The sequence below is a fragment of the Pseudomonas sp. Pseusp11 genome, from assembly GCF_047304405.1.
GTDB lineage: Bacteria > Pseudomonadota > Gammaproteobacteria > Pseudomonadales > Pseudomonadaceae > Aquipseudomonas.
In genome coordinates, this window is record NZ_JBGLZF010000059.1 from 1 (window position 1) to 25906 (window position 25906).

Annotated in this window: 21 protein-coding genes; 3 read left to right on the plus strand and 18 right to left on the minus strand. The window is 61.4% G+C overall.

What is annotated here, in order from left to right:
* The 3 genes from ACCC96_RS27965 to ACCC96_RS27975 form a co-directional block, all read right to left on the minus strand.
* On the minus strand, positions 1 to 1181 hold a 1181-nt coding region (locus ACCC96_RS27965; protein ID WP_413697493.1), incomplete at its 3' end, for a DUF4347 domain-containing protein.
* 50 nt (positions 1182 to 1231) lie between these two features.
* Positions 1232 to 2077, minus strand: coding sequence for a sulfotransferase family protein (locus ACCC96_RS27970; RefSeq protein ID WP_018929397.1), 846 nt, complete (start codon positions 2075 to 2077; stop codon positions 1232 to 1234).
* A 151-nt stretch (positions 2078 to 2228) separates the two neighbouring features.
* Complete coding sequence (locus ACCC96_RS27975; RefSeq protein ID WP_413697494.1) at positions 2229 to 3800, minus strand: glycosyltransferase family 39 protein; 1572 nt, start codon at positions 3798 to 3800, stop codon at positions 2229 to 2231.
* Positions 3801 to 4075: 275 nt separating this feature from the next.
* Between ACCC96_RS27975 and ACCC96_RS27980 the strand changes: the two genes are divergently transcribed.
* Together ACCC96_RS27980 and ACCC96_RS27985 are read left to right on the plus strand one after the other, a co-directional pair.
* Positions 4076 to 4663: a phage tail protein gene (locus tag ACCC96_RS27980; RefSeq protein WP_018929399.1), complete on the plus strand. Its 588-nt coding sequence runs from the start codon at positions 4076 to 4078 to the stop codon at positions 4661 to 4663.
* Positions 4664 to 4719: 56 nt separating this feature from the next.
* Complete coding sequence (locus ACCC96_RS27985; RefSeq protein ID WP_413697495.1) at positions 4720 to 5031, plus strand: DUF6916 family protein; 312 nt, start codon at positions 4720 to 4722, stop codon at positions 5029 to 5031.
* Positions 5032 to 5153: 122 nt separating this feature from the next.
* Here the strand turns inward: ACCC96_RS27985 and ACCC96_RS27990 are convergent, their stop codons facing one another.
* From ACCC96_RS27990 to ACCC96_RS28060, 15 genes are all read right to left on the minus strand, one after another.
* Positions 5154 to 5651, minus strand: coding sequence for a GNAT family N-acetyltransferase (locus ACCC96_RS27990; protein WP_413697496.1), 498 nt, complete (start codon positions 5649 to 5651; stop codon positions 5154 to 5156).
* Positions 5652 to 5662: 11 nt separating this feature from the next.
* Positions 5663 to 7759: a biotin/lipoyl-binding protein gene (locus tag ACCC96_RS27995; protein ID WP_138866596.1), complete on the minus strand. Its 2097-nt coding sequence runs from the start codon at positions 7757 to 7759 to the stop codon at positions 5663 to 5665.
* On the minus strand, positions 7760 to 9079 hold the full coding sequence (locus tag ACCC96_RS28000) for an efflux RND transporter periplasmic adaptor subunit (protein ID WP_413697497.1): 1320 nt from the start codon (positions 9077 to 9079) through the stop codon (positions 7760 to 7762).
* A complete protein-coding gene (locus ACCC96_RS28005) occupies positions 9076 to 9858 on the minus strand; it encodes an efflux RND transporter periplasmic adaptor subunit (RefSeq protein ID WP_026331885.1) in 783 nt (260 codons plus the stop codon). Before ACCC96_RS28005 ends, ACCC96_RS28000 begins: the two co-directional genes overlap by 4 nt.
* 124 nt (positions 9859 to 9982) lie before the next feature.
* Positions 9983 to 11548: an efflux transporter outer membrane subunit gene (locus tag ACCC96_RS28010; RefSeq protein ID WP_413697498.1), complete on the minus strand. Its 1566-nt coding sequence runs from the start codon at positions 11546 to 11548 to the stop codon at positions 9983 to 9985.
* Complete coding sequence (locus ACCC96_RS28015) at positions 11545 to 12615, minus strand: HlyD family secretion protein (protein WP_019651581.1); 1071 nt, start codon at positions 12613 to 12615, stop codon at positions 11545 to 11547. The genes ACCC96_RS28010 and ACCC96_RS28015 overlap by 4 nt, the downstream gene beginning before the upstream one ends.
* 26 nt (positions 12616 to 12641) lie before the next feature.
* Positions 12642 to 14180 (minus strand): MFS transporter, encoded by a 1539-nt coding sequence (locus tag ACCC96_RS28020; RefSeq protein ID WP_413697499.1) that lies wholly within the window; start codon positions 14178 to 14180, stop codon positions 12642 to 12644.
* A gap of 179 nt (positions 14181 to 14359) precedes the next feature.
* The gene (locus ACCC96_RS28025) at positions 14360 to 15280 is read right to left on the minus strand and encodes a LysR family transcriptional regulator (protein WP_019651583.1); all 921 of its coding nucleotides are present in this window, start codon (positions 15278 to 15280) and stop codon (positions 14360 to 14362) included.
* A gap of 58 nt (positions 15281 to 15338) precedes the next feature.
* Positions 15339 to 16205 carry an ABC transporter permease gene (locus ACCC96_RS28030; protein ID WP_018929405.1) on the minus strand — a complete coding sequence of 289 codons (867 nt, stop codon included), beginning with the start codon at positions 16203 to 16205 and terminating at the stop codon, positions 15339 to 15341.
* 20 nt (positions 16206 to 16225) lie between these two features.
* Positions 16226 to 17086 (minus strand): ABC transporter ATP-binding protein, encoded by an 861-nt coding sequence (locus ACCC96_RS28035; RefSeq protein ID WP_413697500.1) that lies wholly within the window; start codon positions 17084 to 17086, stop codon positions 16226 to 16228.
* Between the two features lie 5 nt (positions 17087 to 17091).
* On the minus strand, positions 17092 to 18117 hold the full coding sequence (locus ACCC96_RS28040; RefSeq protein WP_413697501.1) for an ABC transporter substrate-binding protein: 1026 nt from the start codon (positions 18115 to 18117) through the stop codon (positions 17092 to 17094).
* Positions 18118 to 18132: 15 nt separating this feature from the next.
* Positions 18133 to 19044, minus strand: a complete 912-nt coding sequence (locus ACCC96_RS28045; protein WP_413697502.1) for a TauD/TfdA dioxygenase family protein — start codon at positions 19042 to 19044, stop codon at positions 18133 to 18135.
* Positions 19045 to 19319: 275 nt separating this feature from the next.
* The gene (locus ACCC96_RS28050) at positions 19320 to 20687 is read right to left on the minus strand and encodes an HlyD family type I secretion periplasmic adaptor subunit (protein WP_019651587.1); all 1368 of its coding nucleotides are present in this window, start codon (positions 20685 to 20687) and stop codon (positions 19320 to 19322) included.
* Positions 20677 to 22833 carry a type I secretion system permease/ATPase gene (locus ACCC96_RS28055; RefSeq protein WP_258671858.1) on the minus strand — a complete coding sequence of 719 codons (2157 nt, stop codon included), beginning with the start codon at positions 22831 to 22833 and terminating at the stop codon, positions 20677 to 20679. The genes ACCC96_RS28050 and ACCC96_RS28055 overlap by 11 nt, the downstream gene beginning before the upstream one ends.
* Positions 22834 to 22872: 39 nt before the next feature.
* Entirely contained in the window at positions 22873 to 24225 is a 1353-nt protein-coding gene (locus ACCC96_RS28060) for a TolC family outer membrane protein (protein WP_019651589.1), read from the minus strand.
* Positions 24226 to 24581: 356 nt separating this feature from the next.
* On the opposite strand from ACCC96_RS28060, the gene ACCC96_RS28065 reads away from it, so the two are divergent.
* The coding region (locus ACCC96_RS28065) for a retention module-containing protein (protein WP_413697503.1) at positions 24582 to 25906 on the plus strand (1325 nt) is incomplete at its 3' end.

Consider the following 25906-nt stretch of genomic DNA (forward strand, 5'->3'; position numbering starts at 1 on the left):
CCGTAAAAAGCGCCCGTGACACCGCCGCCGCCACCACCACCGGAAGCGGCGTTGGAGGTCACGGTAACGTTTTTCAGGGTCAGTATCCCTGCGTTGAAAATCCCCCCCGCCATCGCGCCCGTGGCACCGTAGCCACCGTTGCCACCGTTGCCCGCCACCAGGCCGCGGGTGATCACCAGGCCATCGAGTGTCACGATGCTGCCAGACGCCACTTCAACCACTCGGGTCTTGTACTGACCATCGAGAGTCACATCTGCCACACCGTCGTTGTTCAAGTCGCCATCAACGTAGACGTTCTTGTTGATCAGCAACTCGGAGGTCAACTGCACCGTCATGCCGGTGCTGAATGTGACGATATCGCCGTTCTGCGCCGAGGCGAGGGCGGCACGCAACGAGCCGACGCCCGTGTTGGCGTTGTTGGTGGCGGTCCAGGTGGCCAGGCCCCAGTGATAGTCGTTCATGGCCGTGGTCGAGAGCACGTTGGCGCTTTCGATGTTGCCGGTGGCAATTTCCAGATTCCAGTCGCCGCCGACCCCGGTGCGGTTGCTGGAAGCGGCGATATCACGGCCGGTCAGTTGCGCCAGCGAGTCGACGAAACTCAAGCCGCGCTCACCTTCGGCGGTGTAGCAGCCGTAGATCAAGATGTCGCCGCCGACGTTCATGTCCTTGCCGATTTCAGCCAGCACGGCGCTGCGGGCCGCGACGTTATCGGCCGACAGATAACTGTTACCCAGCCACAGATCGCCTGCGTTGCCGTGGGCGATGATCTGCACCGAACTGATGCCTTGATGGGTATCGAGGTAGTCGGCAATCTGCTGCAAACCGTCCTTGCTCGCGTCCAGCTGAACCACCTGAGTGCCAGGCGCGACGCCTTTAAGCAGGCTGTCGGCGTCCTTGACCCGCGAATCGACGAACACCACGCTTTGCCCCGGCACCGCGACAGGTGTCGGGGTTGTCGTGGCATCGGCCTGGCCGTGGGTGTCCTTGCTGGCGACCGGCTGATCGGCAGTCGGTGCCTTGACCGCGTCGGCCGTGGTATGGCTGTCAGCCTGGGCAGTATCGGCCACCGTGGCGGCCACCGCGCCGTCGAACAGCATGCGCGGCTCCAGGGACATAATCATTGGCGAGGCCAGCGCTCGTGCGCCTTCGGTAACCCGCGACTTGCCTTTGCTCCACCACATGCTGCTCACCCGGACTCGAACTTTTTGACAGGCTAATGAAAACGCCGCGATCAACTGATCGCGGCGTCGGCTTTCATACGAATGACATTGGCGGCGCTGGCTGAGCCATCGAGCCAAAAGGACAACTCGGCGTATTGCTTGAACAAATCCGGCGGCAGGATCGTGCGCCTGGACTGCAATTGGACCTTGGCCTTCACCTTGTGCAGCCCTGAGAGGCCAAGGGCCTGGTCGAATTCCGGCGCGTCGTAGGCCAAATGATCGAAATCATGTTCGAACCAGGGCTCACCGATGAAGTCGTAGACCAGCCGCATCACCCGCTCTGGCGCCTGGCTCAGCAGGTCGTAATCGATGATCAGCAGTGAGTCGGCGTGTTCGCCGTAATAGGCTTCCTTGAGGGCGGCCCAGGAAAACCCCACCAACCGATTGCGTTGGGCCAGGGTTTCGCAGCGGCTGTAGACCGTGTTGCGCTCGACCGCATCGCCGAACAGCTTGGTATTTTCGAAGGGATTGGCGCGGTACAGGCGCTCGATGCTGTCCATGACCCAGGCGACATTACGCACACAGGCAATGATCTTGGCTTGAGGGAACAGATCGCTGATCGCCGGCAGGCGCGAACTCCACAAGCGGTTGGTGTCGAACACCACCGGTTTGTCAGCCTTGTCGGCGTAGTAAGAATCGAACAGGCCGCGCAACAGGCGGCGACGCAGGTCGGTGTCGATCACCGCGCCGAATTCGCTGCCGGCGCTGCATTGTTCCAGAACACCGGAAAAAAGTGCGCCCACGGGGCTGGTCATGCCGGCATGAAAGCGCGGATTCTGCAAAAGAATGGCAGAAAGCAGGGTCGAGCCCGAGCGCGGCAAGCCGGAGATAAAGTGGAATTGTTGCAATCCATTCACCCGTCATTCAGTCCTTTGTACGACGGAGCGTAGACCATGAATGGCCTTACAGCTAGTGGTGTTTTGATATCAAATCGGAGCTAAATCGACTGGAAAACGCAGTTTATATAACTGTTTAAAAGTTGAATCGTTTAAGCCCTGAAACCACGAATTACTTCAGCACATACAAGCGTGCCACGGCGCCTCCCCCCCGGGCTTCGTCGACGCGTCGCCAGCCCGCGGGCAATGGAGCGAACTCGTCCGCCCCCTCGAGGGTACCGACCAGCCATACCCGACCAGTGCCTTTGGGCAAGGCATCGAGGCTATCCAGGTAGATATCATTGGTCACCAGCGTACCGAAACCGTAGGCGTTCGGCCGGCTCGACCGGCCATCGGCCAATGGTGGCGTGTACAGCATCGGTTTGGCGTTGGTCTGGTTGTAATAGACGTAACTCAGGTACCAGAGCATGTCGCTGGTGACGATTCGGTCGCCGGGCATGAAGTGCTGGTTCACGTGTTTGGCCATGACGCTGATCTGATCCTCAGTATCCACCGTGGCATTGTTCTTCACCCCCACCAGCTCGACACCGGCAAACAGCAGCAGCACGGCCAGCGCCAAGACCTTGAAGTCGGCGTACAAGCGATCGACGGCCAGCGCGACAACCATCGGCAGACCCAAGGCGTAAGCGGTCAGGTAACGCTCGATGAACACCGGCGAGATGAACGACACCGCAAACACCAGCAATAACGGGACCGCGGTGTAGATCACCGCCAGCGCACTGCCACGGAACACACTGCGGTCGCGGGCCAGCGCCACGCCCGCCAGGGCCACCAATGCCAGTGGCAGCGCAATAAAAATCAGCGTAGGCAGGTTCTCGCCATCGTCCTGGATCAGGAGCGACCAGATCATCGACGGCAATGAGTCGAGCATGACGGGGGGCTCCCACCCCACATCACCATTGGCCTTGAGCAGATCCAAGTGCTGGATCAGATCGATCAGGCTGGGCACCCACGGCAGGTACAACAGCACAATCGCCACATTGGCCAACCACCAGCCCGAGCGCTGAATGTGCCGCAGTCGATACCCTGGCTGTACACGGATCATGCCCAGATACAACCAGTGACACAGCACGCACAACGCGGTGAAGTAATGGGTGTAGAACGCCGCTGTCATCAGCAGGGTGTAGATCACCAGATAGCGCGTGCGTTGTGGTCGTTTTATCCAGTACACCAGGGCGATCGTGGCGCCGATCAGCCACATCCCCAACAGCGAATACATCCGCACTTCCTGGCTATACCGCACCGCCGTGGGCAACAGCGCCAGCAGAACCCCGGCCAGCAACGCGGCGCGGCGGGTCGCGAGCAGGTCCACCAGCCAGACACCGAGCCCGACCGTGGCAATCCCCGGCAGCGCGCTCAGGCAACGAATCGAAAAAATGCCGTCGCCGAACAGCCCGATCCAGCCGTGCAGCAGCATGAAATACAGCGGCGGATGCACATCATGGGCTGCATGCTCCCAGATCCCGGCCAGGGAGTACTGGCTCAGCAACAGGCTGGACCCTTCGTCACCCCAGATCGCCGCCGCCGTCAGGTCGTAAAAACGCACCAGCGCAGCCAATGCCAGGATCGGCAGCAGCCAGTGCTCCCGCGCCCACCGCAATAAGCGGCGGGCAGCCGCCCATGAGCCCGGTGTCGCGTGCGGATCCTGAGTGTCACCCAGCGGTGTTTCTCTACGTGCCTCCATTGCCTCCCCTTTTTCGACCTGATGTGCCTCGACCCAATGAGCTTCGACCCAGTGAATACGCAATTTTCTCAAGCACTGTAGGACAGGCTCAGGCCCGTCGTCGATGCTGGCTTTACGACGGACGACGTCCGGCAATCATTCCGATCAGCGTCTACGCTTTGGCGTGGCGTGACCCAGCCACGGAGATGAACGGAGTCGGCTGATCACTGCGATCCGCCCGGATAACCGGGCCTGCGATGTGACATATCAGACACTAACCTGAGGGATGAGGAACTATGGAAGTATTCATGGGCACTATCCAACCTTTCGCCTTTAACTTCGCCCCCAACGGCTGGGCCCTGTGCTACGGCCAGACGCTGGGAATCTCGCAATACCAGGCGCTGTTCTCACTGCTGGGAACCTACTATGGAGGCAATGGCACCACCAATTTCATGCTGCCCAACCTGCAGGGCCGCATGCCGATTGCCCAAGGCAATGGCCTGGGCCTGACCCCGCGTGTCATCGGCGAGGTCTCCGGGACCGAAAACGTCACCGCGACCATCAATAACCTGCCCAACCACACCCACGCCCTGTCCGGGCTCACGGCCACCACCACCCTGCAACTGGCCAGCCCGGCGAGCAACCCGGTCACCAATCCGACCGCAACCAACTCGTACATCGGTGCCTCGGGCGGCGGGCCAGGCTCGGCGAGCATCTACTCCGATCAGCAAGGTGCTGCGGCGGTACCGCTCAAGGGTGTCACCAGCACGGTGACGGGGGAAATCTCGTCCGCCGGCAATGGTTTGCCCATGACGGTGATGAACCCGTTCCTGGTGCTCAACTTCAGCATCGCGCTGAACGGGCTGTTCCCTTCGCGTAACTGAGGGTCTGGCCGGGGGATGCACATCCCCCGGCCACTTTTGCTTGATGGAGGGATGCCATGCTGCAACAGGTTCAAAGCCAACACTTTCAGGCACTGCTGGGCAAGACCGGAACGCTGCGGCTGCCCGATGGCAGTGAATTGCCGGTCCATATCGACACCCTGAAAGAAACACCTCATTCACAGATGCCCAAAAGCGAGCGCATGCCGTTCAGCGTCGAGCTCAACAGCCTGCAACCCACCGACTTTGTCGATGGCTTGTGTGCGCTGGAGTTGCCGGAACTGGGCCAGGTGGAAAATATTTTCGTCTCGCGAGTACCGAACATGGGGCGGGATCCCGACGTGGGTTATTTCTACATTGCGTTCAATTGAAGAGTGACGCTGATCGCTTTACGTAGGAGCTGCCGAAGGCTGCGATCTTTTGATTTTGATTTTTTAAGATCAAAAGATCGCAGCCTCGTTTCACTCGGCAGCTCCTACAATCGATTATGGGTTCAGCCTTGCGGATACCACACCAACCGCTCCGCCGCCGGGTTGCGCTCTTCGACCTGAAACCCCAGCGCCAAGTAATGCTGGCGCGCATGGGGATTGTTGGCCCAGACCACCGTCGCCACCGGGCAACGGATTTGTTGTGCGGCTTTTTGCACGCCTTGCAGCACCGTCCGCCCGTAACCCCGGCCTCGGGCCTGGGGGATGAACGCCAGGTACAGCACGCGAATTTCATTGGGACCGAAATCGGTGGTCAACGCGCCGATGGCTGTGTCGAGTTTCTCGATCACGTAGTGCATGGCGTTGGGAAAGTTCTCCCCCAGCCCTTGTTCCTGCACGGTGAATTGCTGGGCAACCACCTGTTGGACCACTTCCTGCTCGCCGTCGATCCATTGCAGATCCGGCCGCGCCGCCTGGTAAAGGCTGTGCAGAAAAGGTCGATCGCTGGTACGCGAAGGCCTGACCACCAGGCCGTCCGCTGCCACTGAATCGCTGTTCGCCATTGCTGTTCTCCCTAGAAACCGCTTTCCCTGACCCCCAGGGCTGCCATGCGCCGCCAGGCAACGCCCAGCAACGATTCGCCGCTGCCCTGCAACACCACAATGCCGCGCAAAGGTTGCACCGGCGTCGGCGTCTCTTCGAGGACACTCAACCGCGCGCCATACTGCGCCTGCACCGGCTCGGCGCGCTGATGCTCATCCCGGCGTACGGCAATCGGCCCGTGATGATCGGAAGTCAGCGCCTCTTGATCGACATAAGCCGCGCCGTTGGTATCGATTTCGCTTAATTGCACGGCGATCGCCGGGTGCATCGGGTCATCGGCGATGAACCGCCCGCGAGCACCCGAAGCAACACGCCACAGCTCGGCTTCAGCCAGATAACCGCGCAACCGCGCGCCGTCTTCGACCACCCGAGCCAAAGGATCTTTAGTCGAAAGCCAGCGACCGACCGTTAACTGCGGCAACAGGTCGCGCACCTTGCCGGCGTGGGGCGCGCGCAATAGCAGTCGCTCACGCTGGGCGACCAGGCCGCGGTATTCAGCCACCGCTTCCGCCAGGCGTTGCTCGACGATTCCGGCGTCGGCCGCGGTTTCGCTGCGGCTGGCCTGACGACGCATCTGCAACTGCTGAATCTGGATCTCGCGGCGGACGATGGCCTGGCGTGAGTCCAGGTCCGGTGATTCCAGCTCGATCAGCACCTCGCCCTGGGCGACAACCTGGCCGTCATGCACATTCACCGTTTTTACCCGCGCCGCCACCGGCGCGTGCAAGGCGCTGGTGTGTCCCGCCTCCAACATCGTCGGCAACTCCACCGCGCTGCGCCACGGCAGCGCCAGCAGCAACAACAGCCCGAACAATGTCAGGCTGCTAAGCAGTACCCGAGGCGTATGCGCCTGTTCGCGACGACTCCACCATTGCCGCCACTCGCTCAGGATCGGCAGGAAGATGAACCACACCAGCTCCACCAGCATCAGGAAGATCCCCAATACCTTGAAGAACAGGTGATAAACCGCCAGCGCAATCCCGAAAAACAACGCCGCGCGCCATAGCCACGAGCCGTATCCCCAGATCAACAACCGCCGCTGCATCCTCGGCGCCCACGGCTCCGGCGCCGGGGCAGCGTAGCCGAACAGGAACTCGCGCAATCGCCAGCGACACAAGGCAAAGGCACGTCCCTGAAGGTTGTCCACTTCCCAGAAGTCGCTGAGCAAGAAGTAGCCGTCGAAACGCATGAACGGGTTGAGGTTGATCACCAGCGTAGTGATCCAGGTCGCACTGGCGAGCATGAACGCCGCCGTGCGCCCGGGGCCATCGGGCAGCAGGGACCAGGCGAGCAGCGCGATACAGGCCAACACCAGTTCCGCCAGCACCCCGCCGGCGCCGATCAGCAATCGCGCACGTCTATCGTTGACCCGCCAGGCGTCGCTGACATCGGTGTAGAACATCGGCAGCAGCACCATGAACGCCACGCCCATGCTCTGCACCCGACAGCCGGCGCGCTTGGCCATGAAGGCGTGGCCGAACTCGTGGCACAGCTTGGCGAAAAACAGCGCCACCGCGAACGCCAGCGCGCCACCGAGGCTGAACAGGTGCGGAAAGGTGGCGATGAATCGCTGCCAGTCCCGCGACACCAGAAACACCCCGAGCCCCAGCGTCGCGGGCAGTCCGTAGCGCAATGCGCGCGGGCCGAAACGCTCCAGCCACGGCCAGACGCGATTGAGAAAGGCGTCCGGACGCCACAGCGGAATCCGGAAAAACAGGTATTGATGCAGCAGGATTTTCCACAGGCTCTGGCGCTGAGCCGCGGCCTTCAGGCTGTAACTGGCGCGCTGCGATGGGTCGAGGGCGCTGATCAGGTCGTGGCCGCGCAAAAATTCCAGCAATTGCTCAAGCGCCGCGCCGTCCAGCGGCAGCCCTGGCTCGCGGTTGGCGGCACGCAGCACCTGCTCGGGATCACCCAGGGACCAATGACGCAGCAAGCGCATCGCCGCCGCGCCGAGTTTGAAATAACGTCCACGCACCGGGTCGGCCAGGGTCCAGCACGGTGACCCGTCGAGGGCCGGCGCCGCCGTCGACAATTGCAGGTCTGCCCGCAGGCTCGGCAGGCTCATCTAAAGGCCCACGCTCTGACGCAACCCGGCCAGCGGTCGACGCAACAGGTACAGCGCCAGCGGCGCACGGTCACCGAAGACTTTCGCCGTGCCACGCAGGCCAATGCGCGGCGGTGCGCCGTCGAATGTCGCATCCAGTCGATAAGCCAGTTGCCCGCCAGCTGTTGGCTGCGCTTCATAGGCCGAACGTTCGAGCCTGGCCTGGTGCCGCTGCAGTGGATCGCTGTCGAGAAACAGCGCGACCTGCGCCCCAGGCTCCAGGGCGATCGCATCGCCCACGGCCAATTCGATGCGCAACTCGGCCTGATTCGGGTCGGCGAGTTCCATCAAGCGCTCGCCGGTCTGTACCGGTTTGCCGGTCCAGCGTTCGGCATCGGCGAACACCGCGATGCCATCCCGCTCGGCACGCACTTCGCTGCGTTTGAGCAGTTCACGGGCGTAATCCCGTTCGGCGCGTTTCTGCTCGACACGTGCGGCCAGCAGATCGATTTTCGAACTGGATTCGGCATCGGCGAAGGAGCGTTGGGAATTGGCCTTGAGTTCCGCTTCGGCAACGCCCAGAGCGCGCTCGGCCACATCAGCCTGAGCCTTGAGCGTGGTGCTTTCGAAGCGCAGTAGCAGGTCGCCGGTCTTCACCGTCTGGTTGGGTTTGACCAGGAACTCGGCGATCACTCCGTCCAGCGGCGCGGCGACCACCCGGCCGCCCAACGGGACGACTTCGGCCGGTGCCAACACCGATTGGCGCACCGGAATCAGTAACCCGAGCAACAACACGGCGACCAGTGCCACCTGACGCTTGCGCGTCCAGCGCAGTCGCCAGGGTTTGCGCGGTTGCAGCGCCAGCCAGGCATGGCTGTAGGTGTCGCCCAGTTGCGACAACAGCACCTGCTCGGCAGGGTTCCATGGCACATCCCGCGCCAGCCACAGCCCGCCGAAGATCTCGCCCTGATGATCAATCAGTGGCAACCAGAACACCTGAGCGGCCGACAGACTTTGCCAGTCAGCCTGAATCGGTTCGCTAAGCAGATCGGGCGCGATCACCCGTGCCTGTTTCAACACCTCAAGCTTGAACAGCTGCGCGACCGCTTGCTCGACAAACGCCACGAACGGCGCATTCGGCTCCACGGCACTGACACCGGTCACCGCCTGCACCTTGCCGGCGATCAACAACGCAGCATGGCGGAAACCGAACAGCGCCTGGCCGTCATTGACCAGGCTGTAAGCCAGCTGCGAAGGATTGCGAGCGGCACGGGTCTGGCGTTCGAGATCAAGAAACCTGGCGAACACCTGCTCCGCGCCGCCCGTTACCGGGGCGTTCACTTGAGCTCCGCGAAACGTGCCGTTCCGCTCATGCCGGCCAACAGACCGCTAGCGTTGGGCAGCGTCGCCACCAGCAGCAAAGTCTGGCTGCCTTCGTCGATCCGCGCGCCGAGACGCTTGACCGTGGCATCCAGCGGCTGACCGGTTTCATCGGGGACAAAACTGAACGTCTGGCCGGGCTTGAGTTTGCCCATCCAGCGTGACGGCACCAACAGGTGAATTTCCAGGGTGCGGTTATCGACCACATCCAGCAACGGCGCGCCGGCGGCAACGCTTTCGTAGCGTTTGACCTTGCGCTCGACGACCTGGCCATCGAACGGCGCGACCACGCTGCAGCGTTTGACCTGAACCTGATAAACCTGAGATTGCGCCTGGGTTTCGCTGACCTTGGCCTCGGCCCGCGCCACTTCAAAGCGCCCCACCGAATTCAACGCCGCCAGTTGCCGGTTATGGGCCAGTTCCTCACCGGCGCCACGATTGGCGGCCTGTGCCGCGTTGAGCTGAGCCTGATAAGCCGAACAGTCAAACCGCGCCAGGGTGTCGCCCTTTTTGAACGACTCGCCCTCACTGAACGGCAACTCGACAATCCGCCCGGACAACTCACTGGCGAGCACCGCCTGATCCCGGGCTCGCAACACACCACGGGCCTCACTGCTGGCTGACGCGTTACCGCCGACCGCGTTGCTTTCCAGCAACGGATCGTCTGGCGCAGGCGTTTGCGCCTGTACTACGCACGTTACAAAGGTTAATCCCGCAACCCAAATACGAAAACGCCGCATAACCGTAACTCCCTGACGGATGAACGGAGTCTACGACAGCGGGGAGGCTCGTCAAGCGGATGGCCATCATTGGTTGGAGCGCGCGTTGGCGGATAGGTGTTAATTTCCTTACAAACTATCCATATCAACGCTGCGCCATCTCCGCCACCGGATACACCGACTCCCATCCCCCACCCAACGCCTTGTACAACCCCACCATCGCCAACGACACCCCGGTCGAGCTTTCGACCCACTGCTGCTGGGTCGCCAGTAATTCGCCTTGCACGGTCAGGACGTTGACGAAATCCACCACCCCTTCGACGTACTGCTGTTGTGCGGTACGCAGGGCGATCTGGTTCTGACGCACGGCTTCGGCGAGGCTGTCGCGGCGCAATTGGCTGGCGTTGTAGGCGGTGAGTTGATTGTCGATTTCATGCCAGGCCCGCAGCACGGTCTGCTGGTAGGCCAGCGCCGCTTCCTGTTGTTGGGCTTCGCGCAGACGCAACACGCCCCGCAGTCGACCGCCGTCGAACAGCGGCAAGCTCAATTGCGGACCGATGCTGAACGAGCGCGAGCCCCAGGAGCCGAAATCGCTCAGTTGCAGGGCTTGCGAACCGATGTTGCCCGACAGGGTGATTCGCGGATAGAAGTCACCCTTGGCCACGCCGATGCTGGCGGTCGCGGCATGCAGTCGGGCTTCGGCCTGGCGGATGTCCGGGCGGCGCTCGGCCAATTGCGACGGCAAGCCGATGGCAACCTGTCGCGGGGTTTGCGGCACCGGAGCGTCTGCGGACAACTCGGCGGACAGCGCTTGCGGCGGTTCGCCCATCAACAGGCTCAGCGCGTTGATCAGTTGCGACTGACGCTGCTCCAGCGCCGGTAAACGTGATTCGATGGCCGCGACTTGCGCGGCGGCTTCGGCGACGTCCAGATCCGTCGCCACACCATCGGCCAGGCGCAGTTGCGAGAGTTTCAAACTATGCCGGGCGACGTCGAGATTCTGCTCGGTGACGGTCCGGGTGCTTTGCACACCGCGCAGTTGAATGTAGTCCTGAGCCGTTTCGGCGAGCACCGACAGCAGTACGCCACGGCGATCGTTTTCCGCCACCTCCAGGGTGGCATCGGCGGCTTCGGTTTCGCGGCGCACACGACCCCAGAAATCCAGTTCCCAGGAAGCGGAAAAGCCTGCATCCCACAGGTTGTACGCCGAGTCGCCGTTGTTGCCCGACGGATCATTCAGGCCTTCACCACTGTTGCGTTTGCGCCCGTAGCTGCCAGTGGCGGCGGTGTTGGGGTAGCGCTCGGCAGTGATCACCTGGCGCGCGGCGCGGCTTTGTTGCAAGCGGCTGCTGGCGAGTTTCAAGTCGAGGTTGTCGGTCAGGGCGCGTTGGGTCAGGGCCGAGAGTTTCGGATCGTGGAACACTTCCCACCAGCGTTCGTCCATTTCGCTGGGAACGACCTGACTGGCGGCTTTGGTCGGTTTCGACCATTGGGCGACTTGCTGTGCCTGAGGGCGCTGGAAGTCGGGGCCGACGGTGCAGGCACTCAACGAAAGCAGGTTCAACACAATAGCGACTGAACGAATGCTGACTCTGTGGCGAGGGGGCTTGCCCCCGTTGGGCCGCGCAGCGGACCCGAAATTTGCGAGCGCTGCGCACTCGAACGGGGGCAAGCCCCCTCGCCACAGGGATGTGCGATTAGCGAAGTTCATCGTTGTGCGACCTCATGCTCATCGGCCGTAGCGCTGGCAGTATCAATACTCGCCTCCACCGACATCCCCACCCGCAACCGCTCGGCCAATGGCTGGCCCGGGTCGAGGATGATTTTCACCGGAATCCGTTGCACAACCTTGGTGAAGTTGCCGGTGGCGTTGTCCGGTTTGACTGACGCGAAGGTCACGCCGGTGGCCGGTGCGATGCTCTCGACGCGTCCCTGCAGGGCTTCGCCACCAAGGCTGTCGACATGCACCTGCACGTCCTGCCCCGGCTGTACGTCGGTCAGTTGGGTTTCCTGAAAATTGGCGACCACATACGCCCGTTCCAGCGGCACCACGGCCAGGATCTTGCTGCCCGGTGTGACATAGGCGCCGACCCGCACCGCGCGCTCGCCGACCATGCCGTCCTGGGGGGCAACGATGCGCGTATAGGACAGTTCATAGCTGGCCATTTCCAGCGCCGCTTGCGCTCGTTTCAGCCCACCTTCGGCGGCATCGCGCTGGGCGGTCAGGATCTCCACTTGTTTGCGTTCCGCCGCCAGCACCGCTGTGGCATTGGCCAACCGGGCGGTGGCCTGATCGATGCGCGTGCGCGCCTGCTGGGCATTCTGCACGGTGCCGGCGCCCACCCCGGCGAGGTGGTTGTAGCGGTTCAGTTCATGCTCGGCGAAAGCCATCTCCGCCTTCGCCGAAACCACCGTAGCCTGGGCCTGAGCGATCACCGACGTCTGGCGCTCCAGGGTTGCCCTGGCGTTTTGCAGCTGCGCCCTGGCCACCAGGGTTTGCGCGTCGGCGGCCTCGGCGGCAGCGCGCAGGTCGCGGTCGTCGATCAACGCCAGCAACTGCCCGGCCTTGACCTGTTGGTTGTCCTCCACCAGCACTTCCTTGATGAATCCCGCCACGCGCGGCGCCACCAGGGTGAAGTCCGCCGAGACGAAGGCATCGTTGGTGCTTTGCTGTGTACGCTTGCCGAACAAGCCCGGCGCCACCAGGTAAATCAACACGCCGACCACCATCGCTGCGGCAACGCCGACAGCGACTTTTTGCTTTGATTGAGTCGTCATAAAAACCTTCAGTTCCAGTGAAGCGTTCAAGTTGGCGCGCGCGGTGGATAAATCCGCGTCGGCAGCCAGAAAATCAGCAGGATCAGCGCCACGGCGACGCCAGCCATGCACAGATAAAGATCGGAAGAAGTCAGCACCACGGCCTGCTGATGCAGACGGTGAGCGAGGTTCGCGCTGGCGCTATCAACCAGAGGCGAGTTACCAAGGTTGTCCACCAGCATGCTCGAGTGGAAATGCAGCCTTGCGGTGGTCAGCGCATCGATCACACCGGTGGCGATCACTGCCGCCAGGCCTTTGACCGTGTTGAACCAGGCCGAGGCGAACGGCCCTTCCATCGGAGTAATGCTGCCGGTGGAGAGCATCAATAGCGGCAGCACGGCCATGGGTTGACCGAGAATCTGCAGCCATTGCAGGACGTAGAAATCGTCACGAATCCACGCCGACGTCAGCTGCGAGCCGCCGATGCAAGACAGCGCCAGCATGCTCAGGCCGATCCCCAGCACCCAGCGGCAATCGACCCAACGCAGGTTGCACAGCGCCGCCACCAACGGCAGCGCGATCAACTGTGGCAACGCTGCCAACAGCATGATTGGCGCCGTCTGCAGCGGGCGATAACCCTGGACCTGAGCCAGGTAACTGGAGGGAATGATGACCACCGCGAGCAACACCACCAGTACGCCGGCCAGGGTTAACAGCGCGAACGACAGGTTGCGGATGCCGAGCATCTGCAATTTGAAGAACGGAATCGGTTGCGACCATTCGTTGATCAGGAACAGCACCAGCAGTAGCAGCCCGCCGCCGAGCAGTGCGCAGATCAGGCTCGACTCGAACCAGTCCAGCCGATTGCCTTGCAGGATGCCGATCACCAACATGCAAATCGCCGGAAACCCCAGTAGCAAGCCACGCCAGTTGAATGACTTGAAGCGTTCCAGACGCAGCGGATCCTGGGGTAGACCGTAAGCCACCGCCGCCATGGCAATCAGGCACGGCACGACGATTTGCCAGAAGGTCCATTGCCAGCCGACGTACTCGGTCCACAACCCGGCCAGCGGCGTGCCGAGACCAGGGCCGAAGGTTGCCGTCAGGGCATAACCGGCCAGGCCATAGAGCTTCACGTTGGCCGGCAGGAACCGCAGCGCAACGGTCATCAGCATCGGCGGCAACGCACCACCGGCCAGGCCTTGCAGGGTGCGCATGACCAGCAAGCTTTCATAATTCGGGGCAAACGGGCACAGCACGCCCAACAGGGTGAAGACGCTGATGGCGCACAAGGTGAAGCGCCGCAACGAGAACGTCACCGAACACCAAGGAGCAAACGCCATGGCGGCCACCGAGGTCGCGGTGTAGCTGGCGACCAGCCAGGTGCCTTCGTCGTAGCCGATGGCCAACGCACCGCGAATGTCGGCCAGGGCGACCTTGGTCACCATCTCGTTCAGGCCCGACACCAACACCGCCAGCAACACGCCCACCAGGCCGATGATGATTCTCGGGCCGAAGACCGGTGGTGCGACGGCGGTCGCAGGTTTGGTCGCGACGAGAGGTGCCGTTGCCGCGAGGGAAGTCATGTACTGCACGCTCCGGAAGGGGGATTCCGAAGTATTTTAGGAAGTGCGAGAGCTTACGAAAATTGACTTATTGGCAGCTTATAAGTGCGCGATACGCAATGGTTAAAGTCAAAAGATCGCAGCCTTCGGCAGCTCCTACGCGCCTGTGGGCGCCGCCGAAGGCTGCGATCTTTTGACCTTCAAACCGGCTGCGCCGCCAACCAGGTCTCGTCGCAACAAGCCTTGAGCGTCTCGCGCATCCAGCGGTGCGCCGGGTCTTTGTCGAAACGCGGGTGCCAGGCTTGGGTCAGCATGAGGGTAGGTAGCGGAATCGGCAGGGTAAACGAGCGCAGCTTCAAGCCCAGGCGCCGCACGCTCAACAATGCTTCTTTGGGCACCGGCAGAATCAGGTCGGAATCCGGCAAGGCGAACATCGCCGCATGGAAACTCGGCGCAATCACCGCCACCCGCCGCTCCAGCCCCAAGGCATTGAGCGCCGTGTCGATCGGCCCACGGGCGATCCCGCGACGGGACATGCTGATATGGGAAAAGCCGGCGTAACGCTCGGCGGTGATCTCGTCGTCGAACAGCGGATGGTCCTCGCGCACCAGCCCGACAAAGTGAGTGGAAAACAGATTCTGCACCTTCACTTCCGGCATCAGCGGTCGATTGTTACTGACGCTCAGATCGATGCGTCCTTCGCGCAAGGCTTCGTCGTCCCCGTCGCCCTCTGGGACAAAGCGTAATTCGCAATGCGGGGCCTGGCGCTCCATCGTGTCGAACAGCTTGCCGCCATAGACGCCCACAAAGAAATCATTGGCGCGAATGCTGAACCGCCGGCGCAAGCTGCCCAGGTCCACGTCATCGGCAGAACGGAACAGCAAAGCGGCCTGCTCCACCAGGTCCCGCACTTGCTCGCGCAGCTCCAGCGCCTTGGGTGTCGGCACCAGGCCACGGCCGGCGCGTACCAGAATCGGATCGCCGATGGCCTCGCGAATCCGCGTCAGCGTCCGGCTCATCGCCGCCGGGCTGAGGTTCATCCGTCGCGCAGCGCCCACCACGCTGCCCTCGTCGAGCAAGGCGTCGAGGGCGACCAACAGGTTCATGTCCGGAAGTTGCATGCTGAGCACTCATGGCTGGTCTGGATTGATTCAGACGCAATGCTAGCAGATCAAAAGATCACCGCTGCATCCCCCAACGCTTCACCGTCACCCGCTCCAACGTATCAAACACCAGATTCTCCACCAGCAACCCAATCAGGATCACCACCGCCAACCCGGCAAACACCTTGTCGGTGTACAGCTCATTACGGTTCTGGAAGATGTACCAGCCCAACCCACCCTTGCCGCTGGTCGCGCCAAATACCAGTTCAGCGGCGATCAGCGTGCGCCAGGCGAACGCCCAGCCGATTTTCAAACCGGCGAGGATCGACGGCAACGCGGCCGGGATCAGGATGAACAGCACGAAACGCATGCCCTTGAGGCCGTAATTGCGCCCGGCCATGCGCAGGGTTTCCGAAACGCCTAGGAACCCGGCATAGGTGTTCAAGGCCAACGCCCAGAGCACCGAATGCACCAGTACAAAAATCAGACTGTTCTGCCCCAGCCCGAACCACAGCAGCGCCAGCGGCAACAGCGCAATCGCCGGCAGCGGGTTGAACATCGAGGTCAGCGTGCTCAGCAAATCGCGCCCCAATTGCGTCGACACCGCCAGTGTGGTCAAGGCAAACGCCAGCACAATCCCGATCAGGTAGCCCTTCAACAACACCACCAGCGAAATCCACACCTTGCCTAGCAGCTCACCGCTGAGCAGGCCGTCGTATAGCGCGCTGGCGGTTTGCAGAAAACCTGGCAGCAGCAGGTCGTTATTCTGGTAACGGGCAACGGCTTCCCAGAGCAGCGCGAGCACAATCAGGATCAGGCTTTTACGCAACCAGCCCTGTTGCCAGAGACGCTGACCGAGGGGTAACTCACGCTCCAGCGGGACGCTCGTCAGCGGCTGCAAAACGGTTTCGTACTCTTTACGCGCGGATGATAGCGGGCTCATCGGGCACTCCTCTCAATGGCTCAATAAGCGATGCGAATGTCGGAAAAATCCAGCGCGCGCTCGGTTTCCGGTGACTGGCCTTCATCGAACAACAGCCGATGAATCCGCCGCGCCGACTCCTGGAACGCCACACCCCCGAGGCTGTGCAAATCGTATTGATGGCTGTGGACTTCGGCTCGTACCCGCCCCGGATGAGGCGACAGCAGCAGAATCCGATTGCCCACCACCAACGCCTCTTCGATGGAGTGAGTGACGAACAGCAGCGTGAAACGCACCTCTTGCCAGAGCAGCAGCAACTCTTCCTGCATCTTGCGCCGGGTCAGCGCATCGAGGGCGGCGAAGGGTTCATCCATCAACAGGATTTTCGGTTGCATCGCCAACGCCCGGGCAATCGCCACCCGAGCTTTCATGCCGCCAGACAAGGTATGCGGATAGGCATCGGCAAACGCCGCCAGACCGACCTTGTCCAGATAGTGCAGCGCCCGCTCTTCAGCCTCTTTACGCTTGAGGGTTTTGGAAGCGAGCAGCGGAAACATCACGTTCTGCTTGACGGTTTTCCACGGCGGCAGCTGATCGAATTCCTGGAACACTACGATCCGGTCCGGCCCCGGCGCATCGACCCGCTGGCCTTGCAGGCGAATCTCGCCCTCACAGGGCGGGATGAATCCGGCGACCGCCTTGAGCAACGTCGATTTGCCGCAGCCGGACGGACCGAGCAACACAAAGCGGTCCGCCGGATCGATCTCGAAACTGACCTGATGGGTCGCTCGAACCACACGCGCGGGCGTGCGGTATTCCAGGCTGACCTTGTCGACCGACAGCAGCGCTTGCGCTGCCGCGACCGGATTGCTGACCGTGTGGCCTTGCAAGGGGGCGTTCATGTCGATCAGCTCCCTTGCAGCGGCTTGGCATCCTGGAAGAAGTAATCCTTCCACGAATCCGGTTTGTTTTTGATCGCGCCGACGCGGTAGAGGAACTCGGCCAGAGGGTAAGTGTTTTTCGGCGTGACGGTAAATTCGAACTGCGGGTTGTCGATGATTTTCAGCAATGCCGCACGGTCGATTTTTGCCTTGGTGACACGGATGTATGTGTCGGCCGCCGCGCCTTTATCGTTCTGCGCAAACTCGGCCGCTTCGGTCAGCGCCGCGATGAAGGCTTTATAGGTTTTCGGGTTCTCGTTGCGGAATTTCTCGGTGGCGAACAACACGGTCGGCGAGTTCGGACCAAGCAGGTCGTAGGTGTTCAGCACCACGTGCACGCTGGGGTTTTCCAGCGCCTGATCCTGGAATGGCGGGTTGGAGAAGTGCCCGGTCAACTCGGTGCCGCCAGCGATCAGTGCCGCAGTGGCATCCGGGTGCGGAACGGCGATGGTGTACTTGTCGAGGCGATTGAATTCTTTGTCGCCCCATTGCTTGGCTGCTGCGTATTGCAGGAAGCGCGACTGCACCGACACCCCGACCGCCGGCACCGCAATGCGGTCCTTTTCGGTGAAGTCAGTGATGGTTTTGACCTTTGGATTGTTGCTCACCAGGTAGTAAGGGAAGTTGCCCAGGGAAGCCACGGCCTTGACGTTCTGTTTGCCGTGAGTGCGGTCCCAGATGGTCAGCAGCGGCCCGACGCCGGCACCGGCAATGTCGATGGAGCCGGAAAGCAACGCATCGTTGACCGCCGAGCCGCCGGAGAGCTGGGTCCAATCGACCTTGATGTCGATGCCTTCCTGCTTGCCGTATTTCTCGATCAGGTTCTGATCGCGCACCACGTTGAGCAGCAGATAAACGATGCCGAATTGTTCGGCGATACGAATTTCACCCTCGGCGTGGGCCACGGTCGGCGCCACCAGGCTGCCGGCGAGCAGGCTGAAACCCAGGCCGATAGCGGCGGCCAACGGTGCAAATGGAAGACGTTTGGACATGAGGGTTCTCCGAAATCAGAAAGGCGCGTCGCCCTGGATGGTGGTGCGATACAACTTGCGGCGCAGATGGCTGGGGCATCCGGCGGCGAGGTGAATCAGCGAGCGGTTGTCCCAGAACACCAGGTCGTGGGCCTGCCATTGATGGCGGTAAATGTTTTGCGGCAACACGCTGTGGGCGTAGAGCTCGTCGAGCAATTGTTTGCTCTCGTCTTCCGGCAAACCGACGATGCGGGTGGTGAAGCCCTCGCTGACGAACAACGCCTTGCGGCCGTTTTCCGGATGGGTGCGGACGATCGGATGAACAACTTCAGCGACCTGAGCCAGTTGCTCCGGCGTCAGGGTCGGACGCCAGTTGCCCTCGAATTTGCTCTCGCTGTAACGCGCCGTGTAGGAATGCGCGGCCGAACGACCTTCGACGGCTTTACGCAGCGCCTCGGGCAGGCTGTCCCAGGCTTTGTGCATGTCGGCAAACAGCGTGTCGCCGCCTTCGGAGGGCAGCTCCTGGGCATGCAGCATCGAGCCCAGACTCGGCAGTTCTTTATAAGAGAGATCGGAGTGCCAGAACTTGCCGGCATCACCGAGGCCGATGGATTGACCGTTTTCGATGATGTTGGAAACGATGAGGATTTCCGGATGCCCGGCGAGCAGGAATTGCTTGAGTACATGGATCTGCAACACGCCGAAACGGCGGCTGAAGGCGATCTGCTGTTCGGGGGTTATGCACTGGTCGCGGAACACCACCACATGATGATCCAGGTGCGCACGGTGGACACGAGCGAAGTCCTGGTGATTGATTGGGCGGGACAAATCCAGGCCAATGATTTCGGCACCGACGGCGCCGCTGAACGGGCGGATTTCGAAGGCTTGCGACGCGAAGGTGGCGGCGCTTGTTGGCTCAGGCTTTGGGGAAAAAGAGACAGCTGACATAAAAATCACTCCCACGCACGGCGCGCTCAAGGGCGCGCGTCGATCAGAAACTCACGGAGGTCCCGTGTTGGTTCGTGTCGTGCGGCGCGCCGATTGGTCGGCAGGTACGCAGGGAAGTGACTTTATAGGTATAAGAATTTAAATTTAAATACCGTTAGCGAATAACGATATGGCCGAAAATCAAAAGATCGCAGCCTTCGGCAGCTCCTACAGGTGTACTCGAAACCCTGTAAGAGCTGCCGAAGGCTGCGATCTTTTCAGACTCCCCGCTAAAACTACCGCTCGTGCAACGCCTCGGCGCGAGCCCGGATAATCGGCTTGAGCAAATAACTGAGTATGGTCTTCTTGCCAGTAATGATATCCACCGACGCCACCATCCCCGGAATGATCAGCAACGGTTTTTCATCTGTCCCTAGGTGGCTGCGCTCGGTGCGCAGTTTGATGATGTAGTAAGTGGTCTTCTTATCTTCATCGGTGATGGTGTCGGCACCGATCTGTTCCAGCTTGGCTTTCAGCCCACCATAAATGGTGTAGTCGTAAGCCGTGAACTTCACCGTAGCGTCTTGCCCCGGGTGCAGGAAGGCGATGTCTTGCGGGCGAATCTTGGCTTCCACCAGCAAGGTGTCGTCCAGCGGCACGATTTCCACCAGGTCGCTGCCCGGCTGGATCACGCCACCGATGGTATTCACCAGCAACTTGTTGACGATACCGCGCACCGGCGATGTCACCAGCGTTCGGCTGACCCGGTCTTCCAGCGCTTTGCCGGTCGCCTGGGCCTTGTTCAGGTCGGTGCGTGCTTCGTTGAGTTGAGTCAGGGCTTCGCTGCGGAATTTGCCGCGAGTCTCGTCGATCTTGCGCTGCACTTCCTTGATCGCCGATTCGGCGCGAGGGATCGCCAGGGTGGTGGCGTCCAATTGGCCGCGGGTTTCAACCTCGGCACGCTTGAGTCGCAATACCTCGACCGGGGATACCGCGCCCTGAGCCACCAACGGCTCGGACATGGCGATTTCCTGACGCTGCAAGGACAGACCGCTGCGGTACTGGGCCTGTTTGGAGGTGAACTCGCGCAGCTCCTGCTGCTTCTGGATCAACTGCTCCTGCAAGCCACCGATCTCATCGTGCAGTTGCTGACGACGACTGACGTACAACGATTCCTCGCTGGCAGCTTGGCCGGGCACGGCTTTGAGCACATCGGCGGGGAAATTCAACGGACGGTCATCGACCTCGGCGCTCAAGCGCTCCACGCGCAACAGCATCGACAGCCGATCGGCCTCGGTTTCGCCAACGTTGGAGGCGAACCGTGTGTCGTCCAGACGTATCAGCGGCGCGCCAGCCTCGACGATTTGCCCTTCCTTGACGAACAACTCGGAAACGATGCCGCCCTCAAGGTTCTGGATTTTCTGGATCTTCGACGACGGAATCGCCTTGCCGTCGCCCTTGGTGACTTCATCGATCACCGCAAAATTGGCCCACAGCATCAGGAACACGAAGAAGCCGATGATCGCCCAGATCGTCAACCGCACCACGCGCGGGGCGTCCTCGATCAGCGCTTTGTTGACCTCGGGAAGGGGCTGGCCTTGCAGCGACGCGGAGCCTTTGAAGTAGCGGCGGATGGATTCTTTGACCCCGGACTTAAGCAACACTGATCTGCCCCTTTTTCAACGCTTCCATCACGGCGGCTTTCGGGCCATCGGCGAGAATCTGCCCGCGGTCGATCACCAGCAGGCGATCCACCAGCGACAACAGCGAGGCCCGGTGCGTCACCAGCACCACGGTCTTGTTTTCCACCACGGCAGCGAGGCGTTGTTTCAGGCGCTCTTCGCCAGTGTTGTCCATGGCGCTGGTGGGTTCGTCCAGCAACAGAATCGGCGGGTTGAGCAGCAGCGCTCGGGCCAGGGCCACGTTCTGGCGCTGACCGCCGGACAGGTTCTGCCCACGCTCACCGACTTGCAGTTCATAGCCTTGCGGATGCAGGCGGGCGAACTCGTGGACGCCGGCCAGTTCCGCGGCTTGCAGCACCAATTCGTCTTCGACATAGCGCGCGCCCGACACCAGGTTGTCGCGCAACGTACCGGCGAGCAATTGGATGTCCTGGGGCACGTAGCCAATGTTGTGGCGCAGCTCGCTGACGTCGATCTGGCGGATATCCACACCATCCACCAGCAACGCGCCGTCGTCCGGTTGATAGAGGCCCACCAGCAGTTTGGCCAGGGAGCTTTTGCCCGAGCCGCTGCGACCGATGATGCCGATCTTCTCGCCCGGCTTGATGGTCAGGTTGATGCCCTTCAGCGCGGGGTTCTGTTGATTCGGATAGGTGAAGGTCAGCTGACGGCATTCAATGGCGCCTTGCAGGACCTTGCGGCTCAGCGGGCGCTCGTCGAAATTGCGCTCCTGGGGCAACTCCATCATCTGATCGACCGAGGTCATGGTCACGCGGGCTTGCTGGTAGCGGGTCAGCAGACCGGACAGCGAGGCCAGCGGGCTGAGGGCACGACCGCTGAGCATGTAACAGGCGATCAAACCGCCCATGCTCAGGTTGCCGGCAATGATCTGGTACACGCCGAAGACGATCATGATCACCCCGGCCAATTGCTGAATCAGCAAGGTGATGTTCATCGCCAGACCGGACAGCATTTTCACCCGCAGCTCAAGGCGGCTGAGGGTGCCGATAGTCTGTTCCCACTGGTATTGGCGTTCGCTTTCAGCGTTGTTGACCTTGACCGCATCAAGACCGGCGAGGGTTTCGATCAGGCTCGACTGGCGCTCGGCGCCCAGGGCCATGGTTCGCTCCATGGTCGCCACCAACGGCTTCTGCAGCGCATAGCCGATCAGCAGCGCAATCGGGAACGCCAGCACCGGAATCCACACCAGATGCCCGCCGAGGATCGCGATGACCAGGAAGATCAACAGCGTAAACGGCAGGTCGATCAGGCTGGTGAGGGTCAGCGACGCGAGGAAGTCGCGCAGGCTCTGAAATTCATGGATGTTCTGGGCAAAGCTGCCGACCCGCGCCGGGCGGTACTTCATGGCCATGCCGACGATGCGCTCAAACAGCGTCGCTGAAATGATCAGGTCGGTTTTCTTGCCGGCCAGGTCCAGGCACAGACTGCGCAGGCTCTTGAGAATCAGGTCGAACACATAAGCGCCGGTGATGCCGATGGCCAGCACCCAAAGGGTCGATTCGGCCTGGTTCGGCACCACGCGGTCGTAGACATTCATCACGAACAGCGGCGCGGCCATGGCGATGATATTGATCAGCAGACTGGCAGCGATGGCGTCGACGTACAGCCAGCGCGAACGCTTGAGGGTGTCGCGAAACCACGAACGCGCGCGCGGGATCAGCGTGCCGTGATTGACGTCGAATTTGTGCTGGGGTTGGGCGAAGAACACTTTGCCGCTGTAGTCGTCGGCGAGCAGTTCACGGCTGACGCAGACTTCGCCACCATCGCTTTCACTGAGCAGCAAGCGGGCCTGGTCTTCACCGTGCCAGCCGAGCAGCACCGCACTGCGTCCGTCCTTGAGCAGCAACAGCGCCGGCATGGCGATTGCCGGAATCTGCTCCAGTTTGCGTTGCAGCACCCGCCCTTGCAGCCCGGCGCGAGCGGCTGCACGAGGCAGCAGTTCGACGCTCAGGCGCTGTTTGGGCAACGGCAGGCCGGTGGTCAGCATCGCCGCGCTGGCCGGCTTCTGGTGCAAAGTGCAGAGGGCTAGCAGGCCGTCCAGTAACGGATCGTCATGCAGCGCGCGTGGATCATGGATGAGTTGAACTCGACTGACTTCTGATTCCACGCTCGACACTCTTGGCTAACAGTTGAAATGGGGCAGGACTCAATTCATCCCAGGCAGCTGGACCTTGGGCTTCACGTCATTTTGCACAACGGATGCCAACGGTGCGACCACGCCCTGACTTTTGAGCAATTCGCCCATGGTCGCCTTGATTCGGTACTGAGTAAATAACTGAATGTTTTTGATCTCGGCGAGCCGACGGGAAGCCGTAAACAGCTCGTTTTCACTGTCGAGCAGGTCGAGCAATGTTCGCTCGCCGAGGCTGAACTGCTTCTGATACGCACCGCGCACGCTGGCGCTGCGATCGACATATTGCTGGGCGATCGGCACCTGGGCGTTGGCGTTGTTCAAGGCATTCCAGGCCAGGCCCAGTTCTTCATTCAACACACGCAGGGCGTTGTTGCGGATATCCAGCGCCTGGTTCGACAGGTAGGACTTGGATTCCAGATCGGCCTTGTTGCTGCCACCGGCAAACAAATTGAAGCGCATGCGCAGCATGGCCTGCCATTCGTTGTTGTGACCGTTCTGACCATCGAGATCGTTGTCGGCGGTGCGACCCAGTTCGGCATCGAAGCGCGGGTAGAAGCTCGACTTGGCGGCTTCGTACTGTTTCTCGGCAGCCGCGATATCCGATTCGGCGGAACGCAGGATCGGGCTGTTTTCCAGCATCTGCGCCCGGGCTTCATTCAGGTTGGCCGGCAACAGCGCCATAAAATCGGCAGGCCGCTCCAGTTGATCGGGCATTTGGCCGACGGCACTGAGGAAGTTGGTCTGGGCGTCTGCCAGGTTGGTCTGCTCGGTGATCAGGTTGTTGCGGGCCTGGGCCATACGCGCTTCGGCCTGATCGAGGTCGGCGCCGCTGCCCACGCCGCGCTGGGTACGCAATTTGATCTGGTCAAAAATCCGTTCGTGGTTTTTCAGGTTGTCTTCGGCCAGGCGCACGAATTCGCGGCGGGTCAGCACATCGAGATAAACCTGAGCGACGGTCAACGCGGTGCGTTCCGAGGTGCCCATCAAGGAATAAGCACGGGAATTAACGGTGGCTTGTTGACGCCCCACTTCGCTGGACGTCGCAAAACCGTCAAAAACCATCTGTGACAGACGTAAACTTGACTCGCTCCGGTTCAGCGTTTCCCAGTGGTTGCTGCCGCCAGCGGCACGGGTGGAGACACTGTCGGTGCCTTCGCGACCATAACCGCCCAGCAGATCGACCCGTGGCAGGTATCCACCTTTTGCAGCCTTTAATTGATAATCCGCAGCCAGCCGACTATTGACCCCTGCCTGGATTTCCGGATGGACATCCAGTGCCTGTTGCATGGCCTGTGGAAGGGTCTGCGCCTGAACAAAGCTGGCGGCAAGGGCGAAAGGTAGAACCTTGAACAGGTGCAAACGCATAGTTGGAATTCCCGGGACTTCTTGTCTTGAATCACTGCAGAACATGGCGCTGCATCGCATGATGGCAACCGGAATGACCGTATGTCGGAAAGTTCAAAATCGGAACTGGATCACACGCTGTAGGACAGGTCGCCGCTTAAATATCAATGTGACATTACTTGGACGATTGTTTAGGATGGCTCCCATAAGGTCAATAGTTTGGCATAAAGTTAATTTCGAAAAAATATAGCCAAATTATTGACGATTCGCGCGTCAAAGTTATGTATCGAATTTTGTAAGAACGTCCAGCCCCGATCGGCGAACACGCCCGAGCGGTTCATGGAAGTCAACTGAACGTGACACCCGGAGAGTCTTCAATGAGCAGTGTTGTTGCCATCGTCAAAAGCATTGTTGGTCAGGTTTTCGCGGTGTCCCCAGAGGGCATCCGCCGCGTACTCGTTGAAGGCGACCGGTTGTTTGTGGGCGACCAGGTGGACACGGGTGCCGCCGGCGCCATTACCCTTGAACTGGCTGACGGCCGGACCCTGGACCTGGGCCGCGACACTCAGTGGAGTGGCAGCAATCCGGACTCCAGCACCGACCTTGCGCAAGCCACTGCACAAGCGGCGCCATCAGTTGACGAACTGCAGCAAGCCATCGCTGCCGGTGTCGACCCGACCACCGCTCTCGAAGCCACTGCAGCCGGCCCTACTGCCGCGAGCGCGGGCGGCTCTGCCGGTGGCGGCCACAGCTTCGTGGCCCTGGAGGCAACCGCTGCCCGGGTCGACCCGACCATCGGCTTCCCGACCGCAGGCCTCGCCACTGCGGCGTCGGCAACACAAAACACTACCGGCGGCCAGACGGCCGATACCAGCACCAATGCCCTGCGCGAATCAACGCTGAGCCTGAGCGCCACGCCGACCATCACCGAGGCCGGTGGCGTGCTGGTTTACACCGCGACCCTGACCCAGGCGCCGCTGACCGACCTGACCATCACCCTGTCCAACGGCGCGGTGATCGTGATCACAGCCGGCCAGACCACCGGTACCGTCAACGTTCCGCTGGCGCCGAACGACACTGTTTATAACGATCCGACCCAAATCGACGTGACCGTCACTGGCACCACGGGCGGCAGCGGTATCGTGGTCACCCCGCCGACTGCTCCGGCCGTGACCCAGGTCACCGACACCGTCGACACCACTACCGTTACGCTGACAGCGGGTTCAAGCGTCACCGAAGGTGGCCAGATCACCTACACCGCGACCCTGACCAACCCGGCGCAAACACCGGTTACCGTGACCCTGTCCAACGGCTCGACCATCACCATCGAAGCCGGAAAAACCACTGGCTCCGTGAACGTCGACACCCCGGCCAATGACGTCTACAACAATGGCAGCACCGTCAGCACCACGATCACTGGCGCTACCGGCGGTAACTTCGAAAACCTGGTGCCGAACCCGACGCCGGCGGTCACCACCATTACCGACTCGATCGACAGTACCGGCCTGACCCTGACTGCCACCGGCAGCGTTACGGAAGGCGGCCAGATCACCTACACCGCGACATTGACCAACCCGGCGCAGACGCCGGTCACCGTTACCCTGTCCAACGGTTCGACCATCACCATCGAAGCCGGAAAAACCACCGGCTCCGTGAGCGTCGAAACCCCGGCCAATGATGTCTACAACAACGGCAGCACCGT